The sequence below is a fragment of the Allocoleopsis franciscana PCC 7113 genome, from assembly GCF_000317515.1.
Lineage (GTDB): Bacteria > Cyanobacteriota > Cyanobacteriia > Cyanobacteriales > Coleofasciculaceae > Allocoleopsis > Allocoleopsis franciscana.
Genome location: NC_019741.1, coordinates 1 through 26,370 on the forward strand (window position 1 = coordinate 1; position 26,370 = coordinate 26,370).

At 48.9% G+C, this 26,370-nt stretch carries 28 protein-coding genes; 18 read left to right on the forward strand and 10 right to left on the reverse strand.

The window, feature by feature from the left end:
• Positions 1 to 199: 199 nt before the first annotated feature.
• A complete protein-coding gene (locus MIC7113_RS32285) occupies positions 200 to 448 on the forward strand; it encodes a hypothetical protein (RefSeq protein WP_015186280.1) in 249 nt (82 codons plus the stop codon).
• Positions 449 to 775: 327 nt separating this feature from the next.
• Here the strand turns inward: MIC7113_RS32285 and recD2 are convergent, their stop codons facing one another.
• Both recD2 and MIC7113_RS34120 read right to left on the reverse strand, forming a co-directional pair.
• Positions 776 to 3,091 carry an SF1B family DNA helicase RecD2 gene (gene recD2, locus MIC7113_RS32290; protein WP_015186281.1) on the reverse strand — a complete coding sequence of 772 codons (2,316 nt, stop codon included), beginning with the start codon at positions 3,089 to 3,091 and terminating at the stop codon, positions 776 to 778.
• A 174-nt stretch (positions 3,092 to 3,265) separates the two neighbouring features.
• Positions 3,266 to 4,093 (reverse strand): hypothetical protein, encoded by an 828-nt coding sequence (locus tag MIC7113_RS34120; protein ID WP_015186282.1) that lies wholly within the window; start codon positions 4,091 to 4,093, stop codon positions 3,266 to 3,268.
• A 293-nt stretch (positions 4,094 to 4,386) separates the two neighbouring features.
• On the opposite strand from MIC7113_RS34120, the gene MIC7113_RS32300 reads away from it, so the two are divergent.
• From MIC7113_RS32300 to bchE, 3 genes are all read left to right on the forward strand, one after another.
• Entirely contained in the window at positions 4,387 to 5,211 is an 825-nt protein-coding gene (locus MIC7113_RS32300; RefSeq protein ID WP_015186283.1) for a tyrosine-type recombinase/integrase, read from the forward strand.
• A 307-nt stretch (positions 5,212 to 5,518) separates the two neighbouring features.
• A complete protein-coding gene (locus MIC7113_RS32305) occupies positions 5,519 to 6,292 on the forward strand; it encodes a DUF4184 family protein (protein ID WP_015186284.1) in 774 nt (257 codons plus the stop codon).
• 221 nt (positions 6,293 to 6,513) lie between these two features.
• Positions 6,514 to 8,082 carry a magnesium-protoporphyrin IX monomethyl ester anaerobic oxidative cyclase gene (gene bchE / locus MIC7113_RS32310; RefSeq protein WP_041781590.1) on the forward strand — a complete coding sequence of 523 codons (1,569 nt, stop codon included), beginning with the start codon at positions 6,514 to 6,516 and terminating at the stop codon, positions 8,080 to 8,082.
• Positions 8,083 to 8,155: 73 nt separating this feature from the next.
• On the opposite strand, the gene MIC7113_RS37855 is transcribed toward bchE, so the two are convergent.
• Together MIC7113_RS37855 and MIC7113_RS32320 are read right to left on the reverse strand one after the other, a co-directional pair.
• On the reverse strand, positions 8,156 to 8,701 hold the full coding sequence (locus MIC7113_RS37855) for a hypothetical protein (protein WP_015186286.1): 546 nt from the start codon (positions 8,699 to 8,701) through the stop codon (positions 8,156 to 8,158).
• Positions 8,664 to 9,452, reverse strand: coding sequence for a ParA family protein (locus MIC7113_RS32320; protein WP_015186287.1), 789 nt, complete (start codon positions 9,450 to 9,452; stop codon positions 8,664 to 8,666). Before MIC7113_RS32320 ends, MIC7113_RS37855 begins: the two co-directional genes overlap by 38 nt.
• Before the next feature lie 219 nt (positions 9,453 to 9,671).
• On the opposite strand from MIC7113_RS32320, the gene MIC7113_RS32325 reads away from it, so the two are divergent.
• Positions 9,672 to 10,598 (forward strand): GIY-YIG nuclease family protein, encoded by a 927-nt coding sequence (locus MIC7113_RS32325; protein ID WP_015186288.1) that lies wholly within the window; start codon positions 9,672 to 9,674, stop codon positions 10,596 to 10,598.
• Here the strand turns inward: MIC7113_RS32325 and MIC7113_RS32330 are convergent.
• On the reverse strand, positions 10,584 to 11,816 hold the full coding sequence (locus MIC7113_RS32330; RefSeq protein WP_015186289.1) for a hypothetical protein: 1,233 nt from the start codon (positions 11,814 to 11,816) through the stop codon (positions 10,584 to 10,586). The two genes, MIC7113_RS32325 and MIC7113_RS32330, sit on opposite strands and share 15 nt — an antisense overlap.
• 445 nt (positions 11,817 to 12,261) lie before the next feature.
• Between MIC7113_RS32330 and MIC7113_RS34125 the strand changes: the two genes are divergently transcribed.
• A complete protein-coding gene (locus tag MIC7113_RS34125) occupies positions 12,262 to 13,071 on the forward strand; it encodes a hypothetical protein (protein WP_015186290.1) in 810 nt (269 codons plus the stop codon).
• On the opposite strand, the gene MIC7113_RS32345 is transcribed toward MIC7113_RS34125, so the two are convergent.
• Entirely contained in the window at positions 13,068 to 13,433 is a 366-nt protein-coding gene (locus MIC7113_RS32345; protein WP_015186291.1) for a ribbon-helix-helix domain-containing protein, read from the reverse strand. The two genes, MIC7113_RS34125 and MIC7113_RS32345, sit on opposite strands and share 4 nt — an antisense overlap.
• Before the next feature lie 289 nt (positions 13,434 to 13,722).
• Here MIC7113_RS32345 and MIC7113_RS32350 point away from each other — a divergent pair, with 289 nt between their 5' ends.
• Complete coding sequence (locus MIC7113_RS32350; protein ID WP_015186292.1) at positions 13,723 to 14,025, forward strand: hypothetical protein; 303 nt, start codon at positions 13,723 to 13,725, stop codon at positions 14,023 to 14,025.
• Between the two features lie 156 nt (positions 14,026 to 14,181).
• On the opposite strand, the gene MIC7113_RS34130 is transcribed toward MIC7113_RS32350, so the two are convergent.
• Positions 14,182 to 17,673, reverse strand: coding sequence for a DUF3987 domain-containing protein (locus tag MIC7113_RS34130; RefSeq protein WP_015186293.1), 3,492 nt, complete (start codon positions 17,671 to 17,673; stop codon positions 14,182 to 14,184).
• A 270-nt stretch (positions 17,674 to 17,943) separates the two neighbouring features.
• Entirely contained in the window at positions 17,944 to 18,297 is a 354-nt protein-coding gene (locus MIC7113_RS32365) for a ribbon-helix-helix domain-containing protein (protein ID WP_015186294.1), read from the reverse strand.
• A 152-nt stretch (positions 18,298 to 18,449) separates the two neighbouring features.
• Here MIC7113_RS32365 and MIC7113_RS32370 point away from each other — a divergent pair, with 152 nt between their 5' ends.
• The 11 genes from MIC7113_RS32370 to MIC7113_RS32420 all read left to right on the forward strand — a co-directional run bounded on the left by MIC7113_RS32370 (position 18,450) and on the right by MIC7113_RS32420 (position 24,837).
• Positions 18,450 to 19,409, forward strand: coding sequence for a ParM/StbA family protein (locus MIC7113_RS32370; RefSeq protein ID WP_015186295.1), 960 nt, complete (start codon positions 18,450 to 18,452; stop codon positions 19,407 to 19,409).
• Positions 19,406 to 19,735: a hypothetical protein gene (locus tag MIC7113_RS32375; RefSeq protein ID WP_015186296.1), complete on the forward strand. Its 330-nt coding sequence runs from the start codon at positions 19,406 to 19,408 to the stop codon at positions 19,733 to 19,735. The genes MIC7113_RS32370 and MIC7113_RS32375 overlap by 4 nt, the downstream gene beginning before the upstream one ends.
• A 2-nt stretch (positions 19,736 to 19,737) precedes the next feature.
• Entirely contained in the window at positions 19,738 to 19,974 is a 237-nt protein-coding gene (locus MIC7113_RS32380; RefSeq protein WP_015186297.1) for a hypothetical protein, read from the forward strand.
• Between the two features lie 132 nt (positions 19,975 to 20,106).
• Positions 20,107 to 20,412 carry a hypothetical protein gene (locus MIC7113_RS32385; RefSeq protein WP_015186298.1) on the forward strand — a complete coding sequence of 102 codons (306 nt, stop codon included), beginning with the start codon at positions 20,107 to 20,109 and terminating at the stop codon, positions 20,410 to 20,412.
• A 180-nt stretch (positions 20,413 to 20,592) separates the two neighbouring features.
• The gene (locus MIC7113_RS32390) at positions 20,593 to 20,862 is read left to right on the forward strand and encodes a hypothetical protein (RefSeq protein WP_015186300.1); all 270 of its coding nucleotides are present in this window, start codon (positions 20,593 to 20,595) and stop codon (positions 20,860 to 20,862) included.
• A gap of 13 nt (positions 20,863 to 20,875) precedes the next feature.
• On the forward strand, positions 20,876 to 21,217 hold the full coding sequence (locus MIC7113_RS32395; RefSeq protein ID WP_015186301.1) for a hypothetical protein: 342 nt from the start codon (positions 20,876 to 20,878) through the stop codon (positions 21,215 to 21,217).
• A gap of 5 nt (positions 21,218 to 21,222) precedes the next feature.
• On the forward strand, positions 21,223 to 21,459 hold the full coding sequence (locus MIC7113_RS32400; RefSeq protein WP_081594753.1) for a hypothetical protein: 237 nt from the start codon (positions 21,223 to 21,225) through the stop codon (positions 21,457 to 21,459).
• On the forward strand, positions 21,456 to 21,659 hold the full coding sequence (locus MIC7113_RS32405) for a hypothetical protein (protein ID WP_155898316.1): 204 nt from the start codon (positions 21,456 to 21,458) through the stop codon (positions 21,657 to 21,659). The genes MIC7113_RS32400 and MIC7113_RS32405 overlap by 4 nt, the downstream gene beginning before the upstream one ends.
• Before the next feature lie 56 nt (positions 21,660 to 21,715).
• A complete protein-coding gene (locus MIC7113_RS32410; protein WP_015186304.1) occupies positions 21,716 to 22,108 on the forward strand; it encodes a hypothetical protein in 393 nt (130 codons plus the stop codon).
• Positions 22,101 to 22,835, forward strand: coding sequence for a hypothetical protein (locus MIC7113_RS32415; RefSeq protein ID WP_015186305.1), 735 nt, complete (start codon positions 22,101 to 22,103; stop codon positions 22,833 to 22,835). Before MIC7113_RS32410 ends, MIC7113_RS32415 begins: the two co-directional genes overlap by 8 nt.
• Positions 22,836 to 22,902: 67 nt before the next feature.
• Positions 22,903 to 24,837, forward strand: a complete 1,935-nt coding sequence (locus tag MIC7113_RS32420; RefSeq protein ID WP_015186306.1) for a hypothetical protein — start codon at positions 22,903 to 22,905, stop codon at positions 24,835 to 24,837.
• A 139-nt stretch (positions 24,838 to 24,976) separates the two neighbouring features.
• Here the strand turns inward: MIC7113_RS32420 and MIC7113_RS38425 are convergent, their stop codons facing one another.
• Complete coding sequence (locus tag MIC7113_RS38425; protein ID WP_015186307.1) at positions 24,977 to 25,750, reverse strand: hypothetical protein; 774 nt, start codon at positions 25,748 to 25,750, stop codon at positions 24,977 to 24,979.
• On the reverse strand, positions 25,740 to 26,105 hold the full coding sequence (locus MIC7113_RS32430) for a PadR family transcriptional regulator (protein ID WP_015186308.1): 366 nt from the start codon (positions 26,103 to 26,105) through the stop codon (positions 25,740 to 25,742). The genes MIC7113_RS38425 and MIC7113_RS32430 overlap by 11 nt, the downstream gene beginning before the upstream one ends.
• Positions 26,106 to 26,370 lie beyond the last annotated feature (265 nt).

Genomic DNA, 26,370 nt, shown 5'->3' on the forward strand with positions numbered 1-26,370 from the left:
CACAAGTACTTGACAAGCTAGTCTAACCAACGCATGAGAGTTATGTAAGGCTACATCAGCCTACATAAGCCTATGTTTCAGCGAATAGTCAAAAGCCTAGTTGGGAAAGTGGATGTAGTCGGGAAGTACAAGCGAGGGCAGTGCCCGACCCAGTGCCAACAGGCAAAAACTCTACCCTCGCTATCACGGAGTAGTAACAATGGTAAAGATTACATCCACGTTCAAGCTAGTGTTCGGGACAGTAGTGGGATTCACCCTTGTCTCAGGAATAACAGCGGTAGGTATTGCCTCACAACCCCAGCTAACACCGCAACAAGAGCGGGTGTTTGAAACCTGCCAAACCACTTGGCAAACAGGTATTGGGGCGGTGGTCGGGCTGATGGGAGGGAAAGCCGCTGACCTGCTTCACAAAGACGAAGAGGATACAGAGGACAAGGACAAGCAATAACGATGCAAAACAAAGTTTAGCGCATCTGCAAAGCGCGATCGCTTTCAAAACAAAAAACCCTCGCCGTGAAGCAAAGGGCAATTATCAGGGTGCATCTACCTCTCCACTATTCACCCCTGTTATACAAGAGTCAGGAAGAATAAAAATTTATGAGTTCAGATTCTCCCTGCTAAAATGTAGTAACAAATTTGTTACTACACTCATGCATGTAGTTTGGCGCTTGCGAGAAGGAAAAGATGCGCTCCTCGCTCTCTTTTAGCGCTTGCCCTATCCCCTGACGATTCCGCTCGACGAATTATTTCCCTTCTTCAGCTCCCGTCGCCGTCTTCAGGACTTCAAAACCGCATCAATCGCCCGGTCAATTAAGTCCACCGCCTCAACTGTGTAGTGGTAAGTTTTAAATCGCATTCCTTCCATCACTTCCAGTTGTTTCGACGGGCGATGTCCAAACTGATCCTCATAGAGCCGCAGCGCCAAGCTACCGATAGAAGTCATCTGCCCTTTCGTTGCATAGAGTTGTCGCTCGCGTAATCGGCTGGCAATGGTAACAAAAGACCCTTGTTTCCCTTGGTTCACCCCACTGCCTGCGCCCAGACTCCTCATTGCACCCGTCAAATCTTCTTCGGGTGCAAGCAGGAACTGGCTCAACTGCGTATAACGGCGAGCCGGTTTATCTGTTGCCACCGCCATAGAAAGAGCTTCGGGTTGTCCCACCGCAATAAACGTCCTAGATGCCCGTGTCATCGTGGTGTAAAGTAACTGACGAGTCAGCATCCTGCGGTTGGATAGCACTAAGGGCATAATCACATATTGAAATTCACTACCTTGGGACTTATGGCAAGTCAGACAGTAGGCGTGCATGATTTGCTCGAAGTTACCAGGAAAGTAGTCAACAATCGCACCCCCTTCAAATTCCACCATCACCCGTTTTGATGAAGCATCCACCAAGACGACCCAACCACTCTCTCCATTCATCACAGCCGGTGTCGTATCATATCTATTCACGAGCTGAATCACGCGATCGCCAACTCGGTACACCACCTCTCCGGTTACCACTTCTGGCTGTCCATCTTTTTTTGGATTAAAGATGGGCTGCAAGCGAGCATTAAGGGCTTTGACTCCAGCCGGCCCCTTTTTTTGCGGCGCTAAGACCATGAGCTGTTGGTTCAAATCGACCGAATCCGCTTTCATCTGGAGCGCCAAATCAACAATGGCATCCGCGACAGATGAAGGATTAGAACGGCACAGCATGGCACAGTCGGCCACATCCATCCAAGCTTTATGCTCCTTAAACTGATGCAGCATTGGCACTTTCCCAGAAAGCACCTCTTCGGCGGCATAGACAATCGGGCTATCGTGCTGCTGCCGATAGATAGTCTGCAATTGAGTCGTGGGTATAAATTCCGATAGTATCAAGTCCCGCAGTACCATCCCGGCTCCCACACTGGGAAGCTGGTTAAAATCGCCGACGAGTAATAGTCTGGTGGTTGGTTTTAACGCTTTCAGCAGGGAGTGAAAGAGGAACAAGTCAACCATGCTAAATTCATCCACAATCAACCAGTCAATCGGCAAAGGATTGTTCTGGTTGTAGAGGAAGGACTGACCGTGTCCCTGCCACTGCAACAGGCGATGAATCGTTTGCGCTTCGTATCCAGTAGCCTCTTTCATGCGGGCGGCGGCTTTACCCGTTGGCGCGGCGAGGGCTAAATTTACTCCGTTGTCACAAAGCCACTGCACCAAGTATTTAAGGATATGGGTTTTACCTCGTCCGGGGCCACCTGTGAGAATACTCAAGGGGTGCGCCCAAGCCCTATAAAGAGCCTCTCGCTGTTCTGTTGAAAGGCGATTGAATTCCTGGTAAGCAACTTGATCCAACTTGTGCAACCAGTATTCGAGTTCAAAGGTAGACTGCTGTTGTTGAGCTTTGAACGCTTTAACGAATAAAGCGACGTTCAGTTCAGCGCGGTAGACTCTCTTGAGGTAGATGCTGCCATCCTCGTTCCCTTCAACCAGGGTTTGGTTCATCAGGCAGGATTGAATGACCGCTTGCACCTCCTTAGGGTCGGGGGTATGGTTGCAACCAGAGAGCAGTGAGAGCGCTCGCATCAGTAATTGAGGAAAAGGGACAAAACAATGTCCTTCACTCAAAGCATCTTTAAAAACTTGGAGAATCCCATGATTGTAGCGCTGTTCGCTATGAGGAGAAATGCCGATCGCTAGCGCTAAGGCATCGGCAGTTTTGAACCCAATTCCCTCAACTTCATCAATGATGCGATAAGGGTTGCTCTTAAGTATCGTTTCAGTTTGGTGTCCGTAGTGCTCGCAGAGTTTTAGGGTTAGCCCCAAGGGAGTAGAGAGTCCTAACAACCAAGCGATCGCACCTCGCACTGGGTTAGTTGAACTGTCCCTAATCGCCTCTGTGATGGCAGCGATACGGTACTTCTGGAGTCGAGGGACTTGAAACAGTTCTTCTGGGGAGTGTTCCAAGACGTTAAGAGTGTCTGCACCAAAGTGAGCAACCAGTAGCGCGGCAGTCTTTTTTCCAATCCCGCGAAACAGCCCACTAGCTAGGTATTGTTCGATTTCTGGGGCAGTGAGTGAAACAAGCGAGGTAGGGCGATTAACTTGGTTGAACTCCAGCATCTTTTAGGCTTGGTGGTGCTATCCCTGATAAATAAACAGCTTTCTTTCATCTTGACTTACACAACGCCTATTCACCATGACAACATTTCTGAAGCGATACCAAAACAGGGAATACGAGCAGGTATGGGCTGAATTGTTAGCAATAGGCTCATCGATTAGGAACGAAGAGTGTTCCTAGATTCTTGGCTCACGCAAGGGATACCGTACACCAGCAAGCTGATAATATGTTTGTTTTCCTTGAGCAACTTGCATCAGACACTCAAGGCTCTCCTTGGTACGTTCATGCAGATTATTAAGGTTGTCTTCCCGTGGGTACCCGCGATAATAAAAATTACCAACATGCCAAATCACTCCGAACAGATCGCTCTGGCTTAATTGCTCAGCCCAGCGAGTATTCTCCTCAAAACCAGGAGTAGAATACGTGAACGGGCTTGCCGATATGTTCCTATCCAACTCATTCGGGAGGTCTGCCAGCCAGCCGTAATTCTCTAAAAAGGAAAGAGCTGCAACCTGTTGTGCATTTAGGCGCTCTTGAGCATCCAAGCCAGGGCGACCGTAGGAACCTATGGCACACAGCATTGGCGGTATTTGTTCTGCTGTGATCGACACAGCCCATCCGCTGTACTTACCTCTAGTTAAGTCCTTGCGGAAATTCTCGTCGAGAAGTTGGCTCAAGTGTTGAGTGAGGGTTTGATGTATCGCTTTACCTGGGGCATATTTGAGCAGCTTAATTCTTGCACTCTCAGAAGCTTTTTGATAAAGCTTGTCATAAGCAGCCCGTTGTACAGGACCCGTTTCAGTCTTCACAATCTGCACAACAAGCTCTAAGCCTTCTCGACCGTAAGACAGTGCCTCTGTAATGGCAGCGATTCTTACCTCATCAGTGCTGCTGGCTAGACGTTGCTTAACTCCAATAAGTCCTCCTAAGACCGCACTTGTTAAAGGCGGGGACTGACCCCCTTTGACTGCGTCGGATAGTCCAGGCTGTCGGAGTTCGGACATTTACACTCTTCTCTCTTAAGTAGACACTTTCAGCAGGTACGGCAGTGGCAGATTGAGCGCCCATTTGCCCTAGAGCAAAAGCAGCGAATCACCAGCACGGATTTTCAGCCTTTTTGATTTTGGAATTATAGCAAGCGCTCCAGCCATTGTTCTGATTGCTCTTTGCATTCGCAACAAGTTGGGGTGATTCTCAATAATGGGAGAAAAAACGGCGATTTTCTGGATTTTCCACGCATTTGAGGGGCTTCTAGCTTTTACACTATGTAATAGTAGGTTGCTACTTTTAACTGGCGATGCGAAGGTTTGTGGAGCAATGGTTAGCCAACTATCATGGGACAACGTACCAGAGTTATCACAACACGATTGAGAAGTTTTTGGCGGCTGTTCCTTTGTCGATTGAGCAGATTCAGACTTCTCATGTGAGGAACTGGTTGAATAGGTTGGATGTTGCTGATACCACAAGGGTCAAGCACCTCAATCACCTCAAAGCCTTTTTTAACTACATAGTGGAACTCGACAATCCGCCGATTAAGCGATCGCCGATTCCGAAACAATTCAAATTACCGATTCCACAACAAACCCTCGTGGAGCGAATTCTCTCGAAGGATGAGGTAGCTGCACTGCTCGACAACGAACTGGACCAGCGCAACTTCCTGATTCTCACGACTCTCTACAAAACTGGAGTGAGAGTTTCTGAGTTGTGTAATTTGAGATGGAAGCATTTTATACCAAGAACGGACTTGGGGACGTACCAATTGACGGTTTATGGTAAGGGCGGGAAAACTCGACAAATAACGCTGCCTCCGGTTTTGGCGCAGTTGCTTCAGGAATTTAGAGGGAAGGCTCCGGCTTCTGCTCCTGTCTTTGCCAGTGCCAGCGGTCGTGCGTTAGCCCCGGCGCACATTCACCGCATCGTTAAGCGTGCTGCCATGCGTGCTGAGTTACCGCAGGCTGAGAAGGTTTCCCCTCATTGGTTGAGACACGCCCACGCTACTCATGCATTGGAAAACCATGCTCCGATCGCTCTGGTGCAAGCCACATTAGGTCACGTCAGCTTGGAGACAACTAGCAAATATCTGCATATTAGACCTAGCCAAAGCTCTGGAGATTTTCTGTAATTGCGCCAGCCAACGGCTCTGGAGGAGTGATGACACACGGGGGGTAATACTTGCGATCGCTTACCCTGGTTGAACTCCCTGGAGCGCCGGGAATGTGGGTTACTCCGTTGGAGTAAAAACATAGGGTTGTCCAGCGTACTGCATAAGGTACTGGCATTGAGACATAGGTTGGGTTGAACACAGTACGCTCTACCTAGAAGCCGCCATGAAGATTTAGGCGAATTTTTATCAAAATCCAACAAGCTATAAAGAGTAAGCTCTCTTCAACTGGAATCACCTTCAAGAGTTAGGTTGCACCCGATCAAATATGCCTTTTACGTTCGCACATCCCATAGCAGCGGCTCCGATTTGGCTGTGCTCGAAAAGAAGACTAGATTTGCCAAGTCTCTTAGTCGGGTCGATAATTCCCGACATTGAATACTTCTTGACTTTGCAACCCACTAGAACAATTGGGCATACTCTTCTAGGAGTATTAATTCAAGGGCTTCCTTGTTCGATTGTGCTCTTGTTAATTACTCGTTATGTTTTGATGCGCCCATTCTTGGCTCTTCTTCCCCGGCAATTAGCCCAACGATTTCCAACCCTAAGGAGCTATTTCCCTTTACAAGTAAAGCATCTTTTTAATGTTGTAGTGTCAGTTGTGATGGGAGCGGCGAGCCATATTGTTTGGGATGCTTTTACTCATGAGGGGGGCTGGTTTGTCGCTCATTCAAAGCTGCTTCAAGCCCAGCTTGGTTCTGTGCCAATTTATAAACTACTTCAATATGGAAGTGGAGTTATTGGACTTGGCGCTCTATTTTTATGGCTATCAAGAAGGCTTAATCAAGAATTGCCTTGTAACCGTATTGAAACATTAACCCCTCGCTGGAGAGGTTTAACAATCATCTGCATTGCCCTATGTGCTTTGGTCTTTACTTGGGTCGCTGTAGACATACATCATATTGCAGGTGAAACCTTCAAAGAGGCGTTTGTGAGAGCAGTAATTGGTTGTATTTCTGGATTATTTCTAGGATTATTGCTGTACTCAGCAGTATTTTGGATGCTAAAGAGTTTCAAACCCTTAAAGTTCTATATGTTCTAATTGCTTGAAAAACTGGGTTGGGAAGAGCTAATCTGGATGCAATAGGACTGCTGCGCTGGATCGCCTGCTGACATACTGGATTGGTATATAACTGCATAAGTTCTCCATCTTCCTAGATAGAAGAAGTTGCAAGCAGATGAGCAATGTTACCCGCTGCCGCTTCTCTTGGTCGCTTGGCAGCGCGTAGTAATTGTTCGATCTATCTCACACTACACAGCGTTATGAATATTCTCATTGTCAACCCGCCACACACGGCAATAGGCAGCCGCATTCCGCGCGAGCAACTACCACCCCTGGGACTTCTGTGTGTAGGCGGGCCACTGTTGGATGCTGGACATGATGTTACACTGCTGGACGCCGAACTCGGTCCGCTTTCGCACACTGAGATCGTCCGGCGAGTCGTCATGCACTGCCCACAGGTGCTTCTCATCGGTCACTCCGGCTCGACATCGGCGCACCCAACCGTTGTCGAACTGACTCGCCGCTTCCGTGCTGAGTTACCGAACCTCACGATCATCTATGGCGGCGTCTTCCCGACCTATCATTTCCGCGACATACTCGCCCATGAACCGCAGCTCGACGTGATCGTTCGCGGCGAAGGCGAGGCTACCGTATCCAAACTCATAGCCGCCATTGAGTGCGGTGATGACCTTGCCAGTGTAGAGGGCATCGCTTTCCGCCGTGATGGTCAGATCGTGGAAACGCCGCCAGCTCGTATGATCGAAGACCTCAATGCCTACCGCGTTGGTTGGGAGCTGATTGATCCGAAACGGTATAGCTACTACGGCGGTAAGCGGGCTGTCGTTATGCAGTTCTCACGCGGATGTCCGCACCTGTGCAACTACTGCGGACAGCGTGGTTTCTGGGCTCGTTGGCGGCATCGCGACCCACAGAAGTTTGCTAAGGAGATTGCTTGGCTCCATCGCACACACGGCGTGGAATTAATCAACTTAGCTGACGAAAATCCGACAGTGAACAAGGCTATCTGGCGTGAACTGTGCGAGGCAATCATTGCCGAAAATATCAACGTGACCATTATCGGCTCGACCCGCGCCGACGATATTGTCCGCGATGCAGATATCTTGCACCTGTACCGCAAGGCTGGCATCGAGCGGTTTCTGCTGGGTATGGAGAACACCGACGAAGCCACACTTAAGAAAATCCGCAAGGGGAGTGCGACGACAACTGATCGCGAAGCCATCCGCCTGATGCGACAGCATGGCATCCTGTCGCTAGCAACTTGGGTAACCGACTTCGAGGAGATTACAGATCGAGACTTTGTCCACTCTCTGCGGCAGCTACTCTGGTATGACTCAGACCAAATTATGTCGTTGTATGTCACACCACACCGTTGGACCGGGTACTATCGCATTGCGGCATCGCGGCGCGTCATCCAGCTTGACCAGCGCAAATGGGACTACAAACACCAGGTGTTAGAAACGATGCACATGCCACCCTGGCGCATTTTCCTATGGGTGAAGTTCATCGAACTTGTGATGCAGGCTCGACCCAAAGCGCTATGGAGATCGTTTCTCCAGCCAGATCGCGCTGCCCGACACGGTATGCGCTGGTTCACCCGTATGGGGCGGCGCGTCTTGTTCCACGAGTGGTGGAATTTCTTCTTTCGCGATCGTCGGGTGAGCGATGGCCCGACACTGGAGCAATTCTGGGGTGCGCCGCAGGATCATCAGGAGATTCCGCTAAACATCTTCCGTCAGCGCAAACCGGCAAAGTCCGCCGAACAAATCGTTGCAGCGGACAGCCCGCCATTCGACTATAACCAGATTTGAAGAGCGTTTGTGTATCTTGAGTACTTAAATTAATGGCAGGTGGGTTGTTAGCTATGGACAGGGCAAGCTAATTTCATTTCCTCTTCTCCTGTCGAAGGCGCAACACAGCGATTAGCTCTTCTGGATTTTCCTGTGCTTGCTCCAGAAGTCGGGTGATGGCTTCTTCTACAATTACCTCTTTATAAGGAGCGCTGCCCTTACCCAGTTCTAGCTGTAGCTGCAAATGAAACTTGTCTAACTGCTGCAAGACAGCAACACTTAGTTGGAAAGTAGCCTTACGGATGGCTGACTTGTTGACTTGTTGACTTGTTAGCTTGTCATCGGGTTGACTTGCTGACTTGTTGACTTGTTGACTTGTTAGCTTGTCATCGGGTTGACTTGCTGACTTGTTGACTTGTTGACTTGTTAGCTTGTCATCGGGTTGACTTGCTGACTTGTTGACTTGTTGACTTGTTAGCTTGTCATCGGGTTGGGTTGCTGTCTTGTTAACTTCCTGACTTGTTGACTTGTCATCAGGTTGACTGGCTGACTGGCTCAACTGCTCAAACCCTGCCAAGACTTTATCGGTGGAAGACAACGGGTCATTCTCCTCGTTTAACCGAGCGCGTCTTTTTGCCACGTCGAAGTTCTCCTGTTATAAATGTAGCGATCGCTTTATAGGGGGCCACCAATTTTTTTTCCGACGCATAGTGGTGGATGGGTTCCCCTGCCAGATTCGATTCAGCAAACTTGACTGACTTTGGCACGGGGTCAAAGACTGGGATATCCTGAAATCGTTTTTGCAACGAGGCTAAGACATCCTGAGTCATGATGGTGTTCATCTCTGCCATCGTCGGCAGAATTCCCAGAATCCTCAAACTAGGGTTGATCCGTCGCTGAATACTTTGGATGGTTTCCAGCAGGGAGGCTAGTCCTTTGAGGGCAAAAAACTGGCACTGGACTGGAATTAAAATGGCATCCGCCGCCGATAAAGCGTTGACCGTCAGCAGTCCTAAGCTGGGTGGGCAGTCAATCAGAATGTGTTGGAACTGAGCTTTAGCTGGCTCTAGTCGTTCTTTGAGGATGAGAAAGTTACCAACTTTAGTTAGAAGCTCGGTTTCCCCTTTGGCTAAGGAAATGTCAGAGGGTAGCAAGCTGAGTCCGGATTTGGTAGGGATAACTGCCTCCAGAACCTCCGCTTGCTCAGTAATCACGTCATAGGTTGTCAGTTGACCCGACTGGACTTCCACACCGAGTCCAATGGTGAGATTCGCTTGGGGGTCTAAGTCAACGACTAGGCAGGAACTGCTCTCTAGCAATAACCCGCCCAGGCAGATGGTAGACGTGGTTTTTGCTACTCCCCCCTTTTGATTGGCGAGCGCTACAATCATAGGTTTTTGGCGTCAGCTTGTTGACTGGTTAACTTGTCAACAAGTCATAAAGTCAGCAATATCATCTCAGTAGGGAACCGACAAAGCAAGGATGTGGAGTGATGCTCAGTAGGTTCTTTTTACCACCAATTTTTGTGACATTAGCTACCCTAGAAGAGGGTGCTGGAAAAAGTCTCTAGAGGAAGAGGCTGCAACCCGAAGTATTTAGGAAAAAATTGAATGTGGCTGAAGTTCGGCGTTAGTTCTGATAACGCCTTGGTTTGTATTGAAGATATCCCCAGTGGCAAAACATCTCTTACCTGTCTGTATTGCGGCGGCGGCTTAACCGCCAAAAAGGGTCGGGTTAAGGAGCATCATTTTGCTCATACCGACACAACTTGTAAACCCGTTGCCAATCGTGTGGCTTATCGAGATTTTCCCGCTTTACCGCTCTACGATAACTTCAATATTCAGTTGTCCGGGAAAGAGTTGGAAGAACTGAAGGTGTTTTGGCTCAACTATGGGGTGAGAAATGAAGGCATTTTTGTCAAGCCTTCTTTCAAATTAATTCTCTCGAAGTTGTTAGCTTGGAATGAGGGTGGATTCTATGAATTTACTCCGTTAGGTAAAATTCCTGTAGGAGCGCTTCCCTTAAGGCTATTCAACGAAGTGCAAGAACCCTCGTTATTGGAAAAGTTAGCTAAATTAGAGCAAGCTGCACAACGCGCTCAACTGATAAATTCTCAATATTTGTCAGAAAAAGTTGCCGATTTGAGAATTTACCGCGCTCTCTTGAAACGAATTCTCTTGAATAACCTCTACTTTCTGGAAATCAAAGTGGGTCGGAAACTCTTGCATAAAATCGGGGTGACGAAGCGACCGATTGAAGAACGAGTGATGGAAGTGCACAGAGATTTAGCCGCTCACTATAAGCGGGTGGACATTCAAGTTTTAGATGTTTGGAAGCATCGAGGAAATGTAGAGCTGTACTTCAAGCATCGGTATAAAGACTTCAATTATCGAATTGGGAGTTTGACGGAATATTTCCGGTTTACTGATGTTGAGGCAGTATTGGATGATTTACGTCAAATGCAGCCGAAAGTTTTAGAACCAGTAGAGATGGATGTGCTGGAGGACAATTTTATCAGTTCCTTATGCCGCCATTGAGTGGTTAATGCTGTTATTGGAACTTTCTACTGCATTGTTGCGAACCAGACTTGCCATATCTAACAACTGAGTCCAGCGCTTTTGTATCTGTTTCGGTGTAATTTTCAGAGCTTTGACAATCTCAAAATCACTTTTTTTCGCCCGTTTGAGTTCCAACAATTGCTGTTGGGTGGGGTCAAGTTGTCCGACAAAGGCGTCCCACTGCTTGGATGAGAGTCCCAACTTCTGGTCAACGTCTGCACCTAACCATTGATGTACCAGTTGCCAGTGAGACGTGTGAGCGAATTTTTCCACATGGTACTTAAAGCGCTGTTGCAGATAGTCCCGTTGGCGGGGTGTTAAACCCATGATTTCGTCGATTTCGGGGGGGGCAAAGTCTTGCAGTTTTAAAATTAAGTAATCGGCGCAGTCTTTGTGACCCTGACCCTCCAGGTATTGTACTAGCTCACCCACAACGCGCTCGCGCAGAACGGCATCATGAGGGTCTTTGGTTTCAGCCACTAGACGCTCTCTCACCTGCTGCATCATGGGTGAGCGACTTTGTATCTGTGCTTCTTCGCCTTTGGCAAACTCGGTTACCTGTTCAATGTCCATGACGGTATCGGTGGGTTGGCGTTTGGCAAAGCTTTTGGCTCTGAGTACGAGTAATTGCATGGCACCATAGCCGGTCATCACCCGTCGTTTGGCGTATTGTTCAGTAAAAGCCATGTATTCGGCGAGTTCGATTCGGGTACGAGGGGTGTAGTTGTCAGCGACCTGATTTTCCCGTCTAAAGGCTCTGAGGGAATCGGCGTAAAAGTCTTGCAGGAAGTCTTCGATTAAATTGCGTCTGGCGGCAAAGCTTAACTGGGCTTGAGCGGGTGCTATTTGGCGATATATCATCACGCTCAGGTTACTGTGGAGTTCCACACGACCTTGCTTGGAACCGAGATTATAGTACTCAACACACTTAGAGAGGCGATGACGTGCCAAGCTTAACTGTGAGGAACGGACTTCACCACTCTGTAGAATCCGGTCACTCTTGGTACAAATCCGTGCGACTTCTGCCACGATGCGGTTGATGACGGTTAGAGCATTGCTGGGTAAGGAACCAAGTTGAAGTGTCAGTTCTTCTTGGAGTAGCTCAGTTAAGGCGGTTGTGTCGATTAGGGTGATATTGTCCTGAGTGGTGTGGGTGGAGGAAGAAGATTGATGATATGAGTTGGTGGTGGTGTTCATGGTAAAGGCCCCGTTCGACTCTAGTTATGACTGTGACGAAGCTCAGAGTGGTGTTGGGTTCGCCCCTGTGCTCTTTCGTCTACAATTCGACTCTAAAGCGCTTCTAAAAGGCTTTGTGCTCTGCATGTGCAGGCTCTCCAATATGGTTGGTGTCAGGCTATCGTCTGATGGGGTTGGTGCGGTCGTGTCGGATGCTATCAACCGCCTACTGTGCCTGGATTTGAACGATTTTTATGGGGAGAGTAGAAGGAAGTCGGCTTCCCAACAAACGAGTGGACAATTTTCAAACTGGGACGGATGAATCAGTTTATGGTTCGTCGTAGAAAAGTTCTCGTTTCCAGAAAAAATTCAGGTTTTCGTTCTTAAACCGGAATGTTTTAGCACTTGGGGTGAAGGTTAGTATAATGCTGATATCAACCTTGATAGGCTATCGATATCAGCTACCATGCCTGACGAACCTCCGAGCCAGATGATTCGCGTACCCACGCCTTTGGTTGAATCCGTAAGGGAACTATCCCGGCTCCATAGGGCTGGACGTACCAAGGCAGTTTTGGAGGGGATAGAGCGCCTTGTAGCTGCTATTGACAGCGAAACTGAAATCGACATCGATAGCGTTACAAATCTGATATCAACACTCACCTTCCGCCTGGAGCGACTGGAATCAGAGAGAGAGAGCGAGGAGGCGGCCATTGATATCGCATCCCTCATGCTATCAATATCAGACCTGACTGAACGACTAGTGCATGTCGAATCAGATATTGAGGCAATCGCGCTCACCCTCCAAGACCTGAATGTGAGAATGTCAGATTTGGAAGGAATGGGAGATATCGGCTACACCACCAGTCGCTTATCCGAACTAGAAGCCCTTGATGATATCGGATTTGATATCGATTTGACAGCAGCCCCCCCCGCGACCGCTGACATCGCTACTGATAGTAGTGCGATAGCAGAATCTCAAGACCGCAGTGATATCAGCACTGAGAACGGAACGACAGCAGAAGTAGGGAACCAATTCAATATCGCTACTGATAGCAATACGATAGCAGAATCCCCGCCACAGCCTATAGCTCCACTCACCCAATCGGCGTTGGCAAAAAGATTGGGTATCTCAGACAAGGCAATCCAGAAGCATCGGCTTCATGGAGAGGAAAGCTTTGCTCAGTGGAGTCGCGATCGCGACCCGGATGGCATCGCCTGGACTTGGGAGGGCAGGGGGGGCAGGGGTCAGCCCCTGCGGTTTGTGCCGCTGCTCTAGCCGTCCTCCAAGCGAATCAGTTCTCGGCCAATGCGCTCCACCAGTTCAGATCGGCTAAGTCCCCGGCGAAGCGCCAATTGCTCCAAGCCTGCGTAAGCTTCATTGGTCAGGGTGAAAGTTCGGTTCTCTTTTTTTTCCTCGTAAGCAGCATTGCCCTTCTTTCCCTTCCCTTGTGGGCGATACGAACGGCGTATCGGTAATGGCTCAGGCACAAAAGTTTTGCAACAGAATTTGCAAAGGTATCTCTGCGTTTTTTGTTTGTCCTGTTTTGTTTTCCGGTAAGAGCCGTTCCTAACAACATAGTCGGGCTTACCATAGCTGTCGCAAGTTTCATTTGGACAGGGGGGAGGGGAAGGGGGCATAGGTGCTTTCTTTTGAATCTTTTATCATGAAAGCACCAACAAAGCACGAACGTACCCGCCAAAAACAGTGAAAACGGGTCGGCGCTTATAAGTGTTGATATAAACCCTTAAGCCTTTTCAGGGTAAACACTTAGCTAACCATCACTTATAAAAATAAAATTTGGGCAAGTTTTTTACTTATAAAAAAAAGGACAAAAATAAAGGCTGAAACCTAGTTACGGTAACTATTATAACCGTAATTTATTAAGATGCATTTTTGCAGTAGGTACACCGAACTCAACTCCACTCCATGTCCAGCTCTGACCTTATCGAATTCCATGCCAACGCCCTCGCCCTGGCGGTGCTCATCCAGGCCCAGGCTAAGAGCAAGGACGAGGGCGAGACTGAGAGAGTCAGCTATCCCCGGACGCACAAGGAGTACTTGGCTCAGCCCATCGCGAACATGACGAGGCTGGACATATGGAATATGGTCAATGAGCGGCTGGAGGGAGAGCATCTCTATCGCATCGATCGCCTGGAGAAGACGGTGGAATCTTACGGTGTCAGAATCGCTCAGCTAGAAGCCAATCAAAAACCACCACAGTTGAGCTGACGCACTCAAGTGCGCCGTGGCACCGCCAGCTCAAACCAGATTTTCGCGATCGCAAAGACCTCCTCTTCTCCCACCAGTTCCCCGCACTCTGTATCGAGCCTGCTCGATACAGTACCCCAGAAGCCAAAGTGCTAGCAGAGGAATGGAGCCGGAGTTTCAAGTGGAGGAATTAGCGCTCCTCCTCAAAGTATGAGGAGCAAAAGTGTCGTGAATCCCATTTGGTAACCGACATTCCGCTACAAGAGCATTAATATGGACAACTTCCAACTCAATTCCTTCAAGGTGTTTTAGGGACGGCAGGCCACCAGGATTAGTGAACTGTACCCGATCGCCACTCCGGAACTGCGGAAGATTTTCCGATTCCTCAATACTCGGCTCTTGCGCCCGCCGATTAGGTTCGGGGGTAGCAAGAGTTACTTCCGGGCTTGATTGCGCTTCAAGGTAAGAAAGGAAGTCTTGCAGCTCGGCATCGCTCATGTACTTGCGCGATTTCTTTTTATAGTTCGCGACCAAATAATCACGAATTTGAGCGACCGACCACCCCAGTCTGTGCAACTCCTTGTCTGTGCGCTCGCTCAACTGATTCCGCTCTTGCTGCTGATGTGTGCCAGTCTGAACGGAACTGTCACACACTTCGGGAACTTCGGGATGGTTAGGGATGGGCATCCCTAAGTTGTTCCCTAACTTTGTATCGCCTACTGGTTCTACATCACAGCTTTCTTGAGGAGAAATTAGGGATGGTTCGGGAATATACCCCCCCTCTAAAGAAGGTTCTGACCCTTCTTCACCAGTATTTAAACTAGAAGCTTCTTTCCCAGATAAGTTAGGGATACCCATCCCTAACATCCCTAAGTTGTCCTCAATCCCTTTATTATCAATGGTTTCAACTTCGGGATGTATCATCCCTAAGTCATCCCTAACCATCCCTAACATCCCTAAGTTGTCCGGTGGTGGTGGTGGATCATTGCCGAAAGTGTTATCACTATGCCAATGAAACTCCAAGCGATTTCCAGTCCCACGAGTACGCCCGTGCCCTTGTATCACAGCTTCCTTCATCCAATCTCGTGCCTGTTGTGCTGATGGTCGTTTTTTGGGTTGGAACTGTTCGCGATACTGCTGTGCTTTAATCCAGCCGTCTTTCCCGTTCGCTTCAAGTCGCTTTGATAATTCGATGAGCTTGGTGATGTGGCGGGGTAGACTTTCGTCGTCAGAGTCGGCGTGAATCAATTTGACTTGACCGATGTAGAACTTGGCTAAGGCGATCGCCATTTCCATGATGTAAAGCGGTATCTCTTCTGATGGGCAAGCTTTACCCGCGTCCAGTTCCCACAGAACATGGAGATTGAGCGCTAGCCGCCCGATGATTCCTTTCATCTTCGAGTACACCGCCCTCATGCCTGGTTTGGGGTGAGTCACCCGCAGGCGTTCCAGATGGTCGTGCATCGGCTCATAACGCTTAAATGCCGCCCGTGACAATCGGTACTCCATTTCTGGAATGCGTTCGACCAGGCGGTAAAAATCGGCAATGCGTGAGCGGATAGACACGGCTTGACCGTCATCATCCCCCAGCGGCGCAAAAGACAAAGGCTGGTTGACAAATAGGAACCTTGCCCACTGTCCATCTGGGTCTGAGCAGTCGCTCATGTGACCTTTGAGAACATCTGGTTGGATGGTACCGAAGATGGAGAGGTAGATTCGCTCAACATCTACCTTTACGCCCGATGCCCGTAAGACCGTTTGACCAGTACCGTCAAAGTAACTGAGTAAATCCTGTTTATCGCTACCCCTGCCGCCACGATGGGCATTTTCACTTTTGAAGAGTCCTGCCAGTTCATCAATCAATGCCAGTAACGCCTTATCAGGCACCTTACTCGCTTGAACTGGGATGGCTTCACCCGTGGCATTGGTAAAGAAATAGAGCGTTGGGTCGGCAGGCTTTTTGGGTTTCTTCCCCTTCTCCTCTGATTGCTCCCATGCCTGCATAGCTGCCTCATAATCTTCCATCGCAGCTTGATAGACTTCCACTTTCTCACGCCGCAGTTGGTTCAGGGGCTGGCGAATGATATTGGAAAACACGGGGGACTTCAGTTGTCCAGATTCGGCCACGAGTGCGGCATACAATATTGGGGGCACCTCAAAATTTTTATTCCGGTGAATGACTAACTCTGTCCCAACCTTGTGAAGACTGGACATTCCTGCTAAGAGCGTAGTTAGCGCGACGGCTGGACGGATAGAGAGCCAGTTACACCAGTCAGTTAGGGGGTTAGCCAAAGCTTCTGGAAGATAATCGGCTAAATTTAACGTTTGGTCGGTTATCTTCAGCAGATTATCAACTTCCGAGCAGTTTGTGTCGCGCTCGCTCTCCAACTCAACTTCACCCAACCGCTCGTAGTAAAGTTTCCTGAGTTCGCCGACGAAGAACTGGCTGGCTGCGGCAAGAGCGTTAAGCTGCCCCGTTAAATAAGAGCCGGTTGCACCAAGGGTTATCAGTTCGTCAATTTTTTCTGTGACCTGCTCAAGAGTCAATGCCTCAAGACTGGGGAGACGTACAACTTTGCCAGTAGGCTCGCCCCCATCACCGTCACCACCATCACTGCCGCTGCCACCAGCAACACCATTACCCCGGCGATTTCCACCGCCACTGCCAATGCCACCGCTGAAGCTTTTGCCCGTGGGCTTATCAAAAGGCGTTCGCCATCCGTCTTGCTTTGCCATGTGTGCCAGCGTTCCAATTGCTACCCCAGACCGTTTGAATGTTTTCCATTTTTTCTGGCACTGACCAACCTTGTACTTGGGTGATAATTTGCTCCAGTCGTCCCATTCCAAGAGGAGCGAATCATCATTCAGGCTGTGTAATGCCATACCAACCACCAACCAATTATCGTAATCGTCGGCGCGGCTGGGGGATAGGGCATTGAGGTAGGAGAGCGCCCACTGGATGTCAGTCCAGTGTTCCTGAGTATCGGGTTGGCGCTCGAGTGAGGGTGAAAAGGCTTCCTCGCTTTCTTTCAACATCTGCTCGATAACCCACTTTGGTGCTGGTGCGATCACAACTTCATCCGGAGATTTCCGCCAGCGATAGAAGCCAGTTTCTGGATGTACTGATGGGGGGAGTACGCTTTGGCATCCATCCCACCGCAGTTCCAATTTCTGCTCTTTCCCGTCGTCTCCTTTAATCCCGGTGCTGATTTTCTTGGTAGCGATCGCGTCCCAATATTCAGTCGGAACATAGAAAAGATATTGGCAGCGACCGGGCTTGTTCGACGTGAAGGCGACTGTTTCGGGCAGTGGCACCCCACCGGATAGGTCATTGATTTTGTCGTGAGCCGCAGGACCATCCGCATCGATGGCGATTATCCCGCCTGAGACTTTGCCTGTGCGTAGTCCGTAACCTTTGGCTTTTCCTGAGTTAATCTCCCTAGTAATCAGCTTGCGCTCAAGTGGTTTTTCGTTTTGCCAGTTCTTTCGGTAGGGCTGTTTGTTCCCATTCACTGGGGTAAGTGCCCAGTTTTCTGGGATTGATGATAATCCAAGGATTAGCTGATTACTGCGATCGCTCTCGATGACGGAGTTCTGTGGGCGAGATTCAGGGTGATCGCTTTTATTGGCTAAAGATTGAGCTGAAAATTCTGTGATTGCGGTAGACATGATTCCTCCAAATCTTTTACTGGAGGAGGCTGCAAGCGATGTGATGATAGTTTTCAGCTAAAAAAACGAATGTTATAATAGACGTAAATAAGCTAAAAACCAAATCCAGCAAGTATCTGGATTACAATATTCTTGCGCCTCCTTTTGGCGTGGGTTGCCAGCGCATTTCATCCGCCAAGATATCGGTGCACTGGCTAATTTTCTTTCTATCGATTCTAAACGCAAAAACCTGATGGATGAGTCTATCGGGTTTTTTGCTTTTATCACCTCCTAATTTGGTTGCTTCCCTTCTTTGAAAAGGCGATCGCGTAATTTAAACAGCGATTCTGGCTCAATGTTCAGTTCGTGCGCGGCGAGGATGATATTCGCATCTGTTGGCTTGGTATCACCTGCTAAGGCCGTGATGAATGCGATCGCTTCATCATAATTTTTCTGATCTCCCTCTTCTTTTTCAATGGATTGAATGACAAAGGTTGCAGCCAAGTTACTGGCTGACCTGTTTTGCTTTTTTGCCATATTTTTGAGCCTTTCCAGGATTTCACCAGGGAGGTAGACCTGTATTTTGTTGTTGGAAGGCATATGGCCCAAAGTTTCTGATTGTTTTATATATCCATAGTCAACCATTGCCTTGCTTATAGTCAAAAAGTTTTTAGGAGATTTACCTTGACACTAGGTAAATCTCCTGCTTACTATAACAGACATAGGCAACAGAACGCCACGAGACGCAGGACAACGCAACCCTGTGCAAGAGACTTTCGTACAAGGGAATAAAACAGATGGAAACAGCAGTAATTGCCGTGGATACGGGCAACTATGACCTGAAATTTTGGAACGGGAGCGGCGACCCCAAAGCCATTCGAAGCGTGAAATTCAAACTCCCACGCGGCAGGCAAGCACTAAAAGCCAACAGCCTCAACCCAGTTGTGGAGTTAAACTCTGACCGTTACCACTTTGGGTTCCGGGCTTACGATTACCGCAAACAGGTTCACACGACAGAGACAGAGAAAGCCCACGAAATTTTGCTCAACGTCCTGGCTTGCGTAAAACCTCTAGCACCAGAGTTCAAGCTTCACGTTCACACCAGTCACCCCCGTCCGGAACTGTTTGAGAAGGAAATTTTAAAGCAGTTATTGGGAACGCATCAGTATGGACACAACTCCCAGAATGCGACTTCTCACATTGAATCAGTCAGTGTAGAACCGGAAGGGTTAGCGGCTTGGCGATATGCCAAATCAATCAGGTTAATTCCAGAGCAGGGATTGACCGTCGTGATTGACATCGGTGGAGGCACCTGGCTCAGTCGGCTGATTGATGAGGAAGGCGAGATTCTTGATAGTTCGGTATCCGAGCGAGGAGGTGCTTACTCGCTGGCGGCTGATATTAGCTTTGACTCTCGATTGGGAAATGCCATCAATGACCAACCCGACCCAGGCGTGATTATGAATGGGTTCGCCAACGGTACTCACTACTACGGTGAAGACCCTAACGCCTCTTGGAAGGATTGGCTGGATGAATACTTAGACCCTTGGTTTAAAGGCATTTTCGGCAAGGTCAAAACCCAGTACAAGCCGTTCCTGCCTCGCGTTCGTCGGTTCCTGGTCACAGGCGGAAGTTCTCACCTAATCGCCCAAAAGATTCAGAATATTCCGCTTTTCGCAATGACCACTGAACCTCGGTTTGACAACGTTCGGGGGTTACTCCCCACAGGTAAACAAGCCCAGGTGGTGAAAGTATGAAGCGCTTCCAGGTAGACATTAAGCCCAATCATCAACCATTTGTTCGGCAGTTAATGAAGAAACTGGGGGATGTGAGCAGTGCTGATGCGATTGGTTTCTTGATTGAAACTCAAATCTATGCCGCTCTAGCAAGATTAGAGCCTGTACTCAGAGCGCCACAGCTTGCACCAGAAAGCCCACAGCCTGTGGCAAATCCCAGCAAAGTGCAACAACATAAGTCACAAGAGGTGGCACGTAATCACCAGCCGCCACAACCATCAGCGGTTAGCCACGTCACGCCACACGATGACGCAACCAACGCATTAGACGCACTTTTGAGCGCATAACCATGACACCAGACATTAATTTTGTTCGCCACCGTCCACTAATCAGGCTGAATCTCAACCCAGCCAAACAAGTTAAGGAAGCCGTTAACCAAATTGGTGTGATTGTTTCTGGTGCCGCATTGGTCAGTGCGATCGCAGGTTACGGGGCATTGGTGCTCGGTCGAAGTGTTCCGGCAGCTCTAGCACTGGGGACGCTTGGCTCAATGGGTGCTGCTGTGAATGAGCGACTGAAAGATTAGGAGGCGCTCTGCGAACAAGCTTTACTCGCAACGCTCTCGCGCCCACTGAACCTCGAAAACTCCATAGCATTAGCCAATCTCCCAAACGGGATTAAGGCATTGCAAATATGCAAACGAAGGAGTATTACAACCATGACTAACGTTGACTTTGACATCATCGCCTTCAACGGTTTAACAGGCGAATGCTTGACCACAGACGATGTACTCCCAATCCAATACCTCCCCTGCTCAACGCCTGAATTCGAGCGAGGCATCTGGGAAGCGGTAACGGAAGCCCCTGGACGTAACTGGGACGAAACCGAAAAGGAGTACCTCCGACGCAACGACGGTATTCGTGAAACGTTAGCCGATTGGGCAGAGTTTATGAAATTTAGCCACTGCTGGACTAACGCCAACGTTGAATTTATACGCCCTTACCTGAAGGAGTCTAATGTCTGATCGACGCTTATCTCTAACGAATTGGCGTACCGATGCCCAAAGTGATTCGCCCCCGTGCCCACGGCAACCCTGGTACTTCCCGTTCGCGTCCGAAGCCAATTGTCGAGAATGTGCCTCAACGGGCGATGTGGTGGCACTAAGACTCGTTAACGCCCATGACGCTGGACTTAAGGGGACGTGATGAGATTCAAGGCAGAGTCAATCGTAAATGGAAAAGTTGTGGAGTCCGAGACGGACTACCTCAACTTGGAGGAAGTAAAAGACGTGTCTCCGGAAACGCACCAAGCGATTTTAAGTGACGCCTCGTGTGTAGGAGCTTTTCTCAAACACGAAGCAGGTAACGGAACACTTATTACCGATCGCGATCGCTTTCCTGAATCGAGATGCCAGCGCCAAAGTTTTGCAGGCCGCGACGCTGACACCAACCCAACGACCCGTAACAAATCGTAAGGATTTTTACATCATGCCTACTTTCACGACTAGTTGTAAACCGCTCCCGTTTTACGCTGACGAACCCCCCTTGGAAGAACTGGTGGACAAGTTTGGCTCCTTCTTTGAAGCTTTAACCCCTCACGATAAACTCATTCTCCTAGCGTCTATCGCGACGAACCTCGCGTTCCATGACACAGACGAAACGGGGGAGGAGTGGAGCCTCTTCGACACGTACCAAGAACTGCCCTGCAATCCCGTCAACGATGAATTGGTGGATACGCTAGAATCCCTCGACAACCTTCAACGCGATGGCCTCTTGGGGCTGTGCGAGGCGCTTGTGGCTCAGATTCGCTATACCAAGGAGGTGGCGTAGTGAAAATGAACGTCCCCGCATCAACCCTTCACCGAGCGATCGCCGCCATAGCCGAGTACTTAGAGAATGAGTTTTCGACCGAACTTTTTAGCTTTATGGATGGCGGGACTACGTTAGACATTTGCTCAATCGCATTAGCCCAGTGCCGCCAAGACCCTCACTGGCAAACCTTAGCGCGAGAGTACGAATCTCTCGGAGGCTCTATCTCTTGCAATGATGACAACGAATGGGAGGTAGCGTGAGCGAATTTACGGAAGCGAACCTACCCAAACTGATCGAGCGAGGCGTACCTCCAAAATTGGCTGAGGAAGCTGTAAACATCCTTGACGCCCAAAACGAAGGAATTCTACCCGTACCACTTGAAGGCGAGGAACTCAACATAGTCCAAAGCGCGTGGCAGTGGATGACGGCTCAAGACCTTCGCTCCCAACCCAAAGATTAGCGCAAAACGACAACGCCCCTGGTGCATAACTGGGGGCACCTCACAGAGGTCAACCCATGAAGATGTCTGGGCGCTATGCCCCTGGCCTTTACGCAGGCGTCACGGGAATTTTGGCACTGGTAGCCATCAACGCCTTTACGATTCCTAGTTCCCTTACCGCAGCCGCCGAACGCGAGCGGCTTAACGCCGAAGCCCAACTCGAACAAGCTAAGGCTGAAGCCGCAAAGAAAGTGGCAGAGGCTTATTCCCAAAACGCGATCGCTTCTTTCGACCAGCTCATTATCGACGGTTACACCCTAAACAATAAGCCACCGTCACTTAACTGGAAGTTAATCGACCCGTTCAAAAAAACCTTCATTTTCGACCAATCCCGCCAATGTGTCGGTTACACATTACAGGGAAAATTCTACTTCACCAAATACTACCAAGGAGTTTGTAATAATGAGTAAATTTTCAGGTGATACTACAACTGCCGCCACTGGTAATGAAGCCTCAAACGAGAACAGTTCCAAGTCCAAAGAAAGCAACGATTTCTACGACATTATCGGCAGAATCATTGCTATGGGCGTGAGGGTTATTGGTGTTATTCCTTATGCCATCGCCACTGTCTTTGATAACTTCATTGGTCAGGACAAACCCGGCATTAAAGTATTAGGCGGCATCCTGTTAATTGGTGGTGTAGTGCTGTCGGCTGATGCTTTTTTTCAGATGTTTGGTGGCAAGCCTTTGTTTCCCTTTTTTGAAGAGCCAGGGTCATGGATTGGTATTGGTTGGTTATGGGTCTGGACTAAGGTGAATTTTTGGGCGGCTGTCGTTGTCTCCATTGCCGTAATGTGGATTGAATCTTACGCCATCCGAGGCAAGAATTTGGGGCAAGCCAGACGTGATTACGAATCCATCAAGCATCATACTGTGCCAGAAAAAAACAAAGCTACGGTTGACCTAGTAGAAGTTCGACGTAAGGAATACAAGCGTGCTGGCATGAATGAAAGGTCAGTTTTAGGATTGTTCATTTTGTTCGTTGTCATAATGGATATTTGTTCAGCTTTTGTTTCACGCAATCCATTAGGGCAGCCACCATTGATTTTATTGGGCATGGTTGTTTACAACGCCTGCACCATCTTGGCTGGTGAAGTTGGCTACGCTTTATGGCGTCGGGCTAACGGCGAAAACTAAAGCCGATTTCTAGGGGTGCGCCTCTCCTGCTAGCTGCGGGTGAGGCGTTTTTTTAAGGAGATTAACGATGGATAATAGTATAGATTTTGCCCCCGATTACGACCCTAAAGAGTTTGCGCCCTTGTCACTACTTGAACGTGGTGATGTTGATGTCTGGGTCAGACGTAGAGGTGCATTTCTTTTAGATAAAAGTAAAGAAATAGCCAAGGACTGTGAGGCATCAAAACTGGCTTCAGCTATTACGATAGGAGCGTCGGTGGTGATGTCTTCCAACCCTTTAGCTTGGCTACCCTTAACGATAGGAGCCTTGGGGTACGCTTACACCGTGTTTCAGGAATTTCAGGATACGGGAAGCATCAGAATTATCCCCATGTATCGGGGAAAGTTAGGGGACATTATAAGCATCATGGAAGGAGGGAGTGCCACCCCAAGGCACCCACTGGAAGACCAAATTGAGTACCTGAGTGAAGCTGAAAAGGATGAGGCATTACTTGTCAACTATCGTTTTGGTGAGATTGCATCTATCCTTAACTCTGCACCGCCTAAAGTTCGCTTTGATTTGTACCGCCATCTGTGTGGGCAGTTCCATGCACGCAGAGACATCATCACTCTTGATGAGGTGAAGCATTACATTTCAAGTGCCGTGAGTGAAGCCCGACGTTCTTTCGTGATACCGAATACTCCTGCTGTCGAACTGGAGCAGACCCCGATAGCGGAATTACCAGTAACTTCCACCGTTAGCTTAAACGAGCAGGGGGGGACGGAGGCTCTGGCAACCCGAACGGCAGCGGTGCAAGTCTCAGCTCAAAACATCACTGTTAATTTTTTTGACTTTACGCGCCTACGTACTGAACCTGATAAGTTTGCCCACCTGCGTGTCATTGGGGGTACGGGTATTGGTAAGACCACGTTCGTGGATTGGTTACTTGATACTTTAGGCGGTGAACGCTTTGTTATTACCCCCAAGAAGAAGTCCTGGAACTGGGTCGGACTTAAAGTTTATGGGTTGTGGTTTGACTATGAGACGATTCGCGCCAAACTGCAATGGATTCACGCGGAGATGTATCGCCGTTATCCCCTGATGGAGCAGGGAGAAACATTTGAAATTACCAATTTTGTAGTAGACGAATGGCGGCTCATTAACACCAATGTAAAGGCGATTAAGGAACGCGACCCAGAGACGAAACAAACTCTTGAAATCGCTCCCTCTGCCAAGGCCATGATGAAAGATATTATCACCGTTGCCAGGGAATCGATGTTACGATTAATTGCTTTGGCTCAAGGTGAAAATGTAGCGTCTTGGGGGTTTGAAGGCGAGTCGGATTTAGAGGAATGTTTTACTGATATCCGGTTAGGAGAGTTTGCCATTGATTACGCTAAATCCTTGCGGAATCAGTGCCGCAAGGATAGTGACGATTACGAATATTGGACAGCCGTTTTAGGGGAACTAGATAGGCAAAGTCAACAACGCACTTATGAAGATAAATCGATTCCTTGTTGCATGGTCGGGAAGCATCCAGCGCGGATACCTGACCTAACCGATTGGAAGCGAGATATAAGCGATAGTACTTCTGCGGAAACTCCTTCAACCCAGCTAACAAAAACTGACCCTTCCACCCCGGCTTCCGGGGAAGCCACCCTTCCAGGCTGGAATCTGACACATCCAAAAGCGGAAGACGCCCGGAAGCCAGACGATAATAGGCTGGAAGGCTTCTGCCGCCAAGTGACGGAAGCCAAAAATCTGGAAGCTTCCGATACGCTTCCGCCGCTCTTAGATGGCTTAGACCGCGACGGGAAGCTTCTGATGTTAAGGGCTTTGTTGAGCCAAAATTTAGGTAAAGAAAAAACAATTCTCTTGGCTTGGGGGCAGAAGTCAGGAGGACGTAACCACGAGAAGTATAAGTACGCGGCGGAGTTATTAGAAGCGATGACGAGAGAACTTAACGGATTAGGCTTTAACGATGAAAACAACTGGGGATTAGGAGACGTAAAGGCTAATTAAAAAAGCAGCCTATAACTTGAGGTAAAAAAATTTCACTTCCATCAATAACTATGATGTCTGTGGAAGTCCGTAAGGGGGGGACGCTAGGTTAGACCAATACCTTATCAACACTAGGGCATTGCCTAGAATCAGCTCTTCTTCATAGCCTGATTCTGGAACGCCGAAACAGTAAACCGGAGCCGATAAACATCATGACGAAAAACGCATTCAGACCCAATACACCCAACACACCCATGAATGCTTCTACTCCTCTCACCTGGGGCTTGTTGATCATCAGTGCGAGCACGGGAACCAATGCCTGAGCGAGTGCTGTTGCAAACAACGCACGGGCCATTCCCTGTGGCCGTAAACGGGCGATGGTGGCACCGAGGATGAAGATGGCGAGCACTCCGAAATACATCAGGTTAACGGGGTTGTCCTCAGACCCGATGATACCAACGGCAAGGTTCATCCAGACGAGGAGGAGCGCGGCCGCGAGTGCAATGCCGACAGCGACTCGGTATGCCATAGTGCCCCCCGTATTCGCTACCAGTTCATAGGCCAGACCCGTGCCGAAGATGAGGGCACCGGCGACAATGAAGTCGGTCAGGTCCCAGACTACTTGATCGGTAAACAGCATCGCCACCAAGGGCAGCAGCAATATGAATGCTGTTCCGAGCGCCAGGTAAATAATGTTTCTGTTTTGCCTTATGAGGTATGTTATGTTCTCCCTCATAATTCCTGCGGATGTTTCGACGAACATCCAAACAGCGAAACTAAATAATCCTCGTCCTTCCTGTGCACGCTCTCGGAGAAGATCGGTGAAAGTTTGCTTCATTTCCTCGCCGAAGCGCTCATAGTAAGGCGAAGAGTAGAGACGAAGCAGTTTGGCATACCAGGAACGGTATCGTCGTATTAAGCGTTCAGATGTCATACGTAAAAGTATTCGGAAAGATCCGTTTTTGTTGAGCAACCATCAAGACGGAGCGGTATCGCTCCAATTCCTCCGCGAGTGCTTTTTTACCAAGCCCGGTGATTTCGTAGTAAATCCGCCGCTCGTCATCCATTTTTGGGTCTATCTTTTTGTCACTCTCACGTATCAATCCCGCCTCGCTCATGCGACCAATCGAGCCGTAGAGCGTTCCAGGCCCCATCTTTACCTTTCCCTGTGAATCATTCTCGACCTGCTTCATGATTTCATAGCCATGACGCTCCTGTGTGGAGAGTGCCAGAAGGATATGAAACACCGCTGGAGTAAGGGGTGTATTGGTTGTGTTCTTTTTAGCCATGCCTCATACTATTTAGCCATGCCTCATATTATATCCGTAACGGATATATGTCATCGGTATTAGAAAAGGTTTTCGGGGTCAAGATTGATAAAGATTCCTAATATCTCAACTTAAAACCAGTCAGGCTTCATCAAGGATTCACAAATAGGGGGTGACACCCCTCACCCCGGAGCGTAATAATAAGGCTAGTAGATGCACCCTGATGATCGAGAGAGCCGCCAAACGTGACTCTCTTATTTTTTTTTGGGGACAAAGCTTCAAAGTT

Excerpts from the sequence above, each read along its gene's own strand:
- MIC7113_RS32365 (WP_015186294.1), bottom strand. The coding sequence starts at position 18,297 with ATGGTTGACTATGGATATATAAAACAATCAGAAACTTTGGGCCATATG.
- MIC7113_RS32320 (WP_015186287.1), bottom strand. The coding sequence starts at position 9,452 with ATGATTGTAGCGCTCGCCAATCAAAAGGGGGGAGTAGCAAAAACCACG.
- MIC7113_RS38425 (WP_015186307.1), bottom strand. The coding sequence starts at position 25,750 with ATGACATCTGAACGCTTAATACGACGATACCGTTCCTGGTATGCCAAA.
- MIC7113_RS32395 (WP_015186301.1), top strand. The coding sequence starts at position 20,876 with ATGCCTACTTTCACGACTAGTTGTAAACCGCTCCCGTTTTACGCTGAC.
- MIC7113_RS32400 (WP_081594753.1), top strand. The coding sequence starts at position 21,223 with ATGAACGTCCCCGCATCAACCCTTCACCGAGCGATCGCCGCCATAGCC.
- MIC7113_RS32325 (WP_015186288.1), top strand. The coding sequence starts at position 9,672 with ATGTGGCTGAAGTTCGGCGTTAGTTCTGATAACGCCTTGGTTTGTATT.
- MIC7113_RS32415 (WP_015186305.1), top strand. The coding sequence starts at position 22,101 with ATGAGTAAATTTTCAGGTGATACTACAACTGCCGCCACTGGTAATGAA.
- recD2 (WP_015186281.1), bottom strand. The coding sequence starts at position 3,091 with ATGCTGGAGTTCAACCAAGTTAATCGCCCTACCTCGCTTGTTTCACTC.
- MIC7113_RS32385 (WP_015186298.1), top strand. The coding sequence starts at position 20,107 with ATGACTAACGTTGACTTTGACATCATCGCCTTCAACGGTTTAACAGGC.
- MIC7113_RS32375 (WP_015186296.1), top strand. The coding sequence starts at position 19,406 with ATGAAGCGCTTCCAGGTAGACATTAAGCCCAATCATCAACCATTTGTT.
- MIC7113_RS32390 (WP_015186300.1), top strand. The coding sequence starts at position 20,593 with ATGAGATTCAAGGCAGAGTCAATCGTAAATGGAAAAGTTGTGGAGTCC.
- MIC7113_RS32370 (WP_015186295.1), top strand. The coding sequence starts at position 18,450 with ATGGAAACAGCAGTAATTGCCGTGGATACGGGCAACTATGACCTGAAA.
- MIC7113_RS34130 (WP_015186293.1), bottom strand. The coding sequence starts at position 17,673 with ATGTCTACCGCAATCACAGAATTTTCAGCTCAATCTTTAGCCAATAAA.
- MIC7113_RS32380 (WP_015186297.1), top strand. The coding sequence starts at position 19,738 with ATGACACCAGACATTAATTTTGTTCGCCACCGTCCACTAATCAGGCTG.
- MIC7113_RS32305 (WP_015186284.1), top strand. The coding sequence starts at position 5,519 with ATGCCTTTTACGTTCGCACATCCCATAGCAGCGGCTCCGATTTGGCTG.
- MIC7113_RS32300 (WP_015186283.1), top strand. The coding sequence starts at position 4,387 with ATGCGAAGGTTTGTGGAGCAATGGTTAGCCAACTATCATGGGACAACG.
- MIC7113_RS34120 (WP_015186282.1), bottom strand. The coding sequence starts at position 4,093 with ATGTCCGAACTCCGACAGCCTGGACTATCCGACGCAGTCAAAGGGGGT.
- bchE (WP_041781590.1), top strand. The coding sequence starts at position 6,514 with ATGAATATTCTCATTGTCAACCCGCCACACACGGCAATAGGCAGCCGC.
- MIC7113_RS32285 (WP_015186280.1), top strand. The coding sequence starts at position 200 with ATGGTAAAGATTACATCCACGTTCAAGCTAGTGTTCGGGACAGTAGTG.
- MIC7113_RS32430 (WP_015186308.1), bottom strand. The coding sequence starts at position 26,105 with ATGGCTAAAAAGAACACAACCAATACACCCCTTACTCCAGCGGTGTTT.
- MIC7113_RS32330 (WP_015186289.1), bottom strand. The coding sequence starts at position 11,816 with ATGAACACCACCACCAACTCATATCATCAATCTTCTTCCTCCACCCAC.
- MIC7113_RS32350 (WP_015186292.1), top strand. The coding sequence starts at position 13,723 with ATGTCCAGCTCTGACCTTATCGAATTCCATGCCAACGCCCTCGCCCTG.
- MIC7113_RS32345 (WP_015186291.1), bottom strand. The coding sequence starts at position 13,433 with ATGCCCCCTTCCCCTCCCCCCTGTCCAAATGAAACTTGCGACAGCTAT.
- MIC7113_RS34125 (WP_015186290.1), top strand. The coding sequence starts at position 12,262 with ATGCCTGACGAACCTCCGAGCCAGATGATTCGCGTACCCACGCCTTTG.
- MIC7113_RS32410 (WP_015186304.1), top strand. The coding sequence starts at position 21,716 with ATGAAGATGTCTGGGCGCTATGCCCCTGGCCTTTACGCAGGCGTCACG.
- MIC7113_RS32420 (WP_015186306.1), top strand. The coding sequence starts at position 22,903 with ATGGATAATAGTATAGATTTTGCCCCCGATTACGACCCTAAAGAGTTT.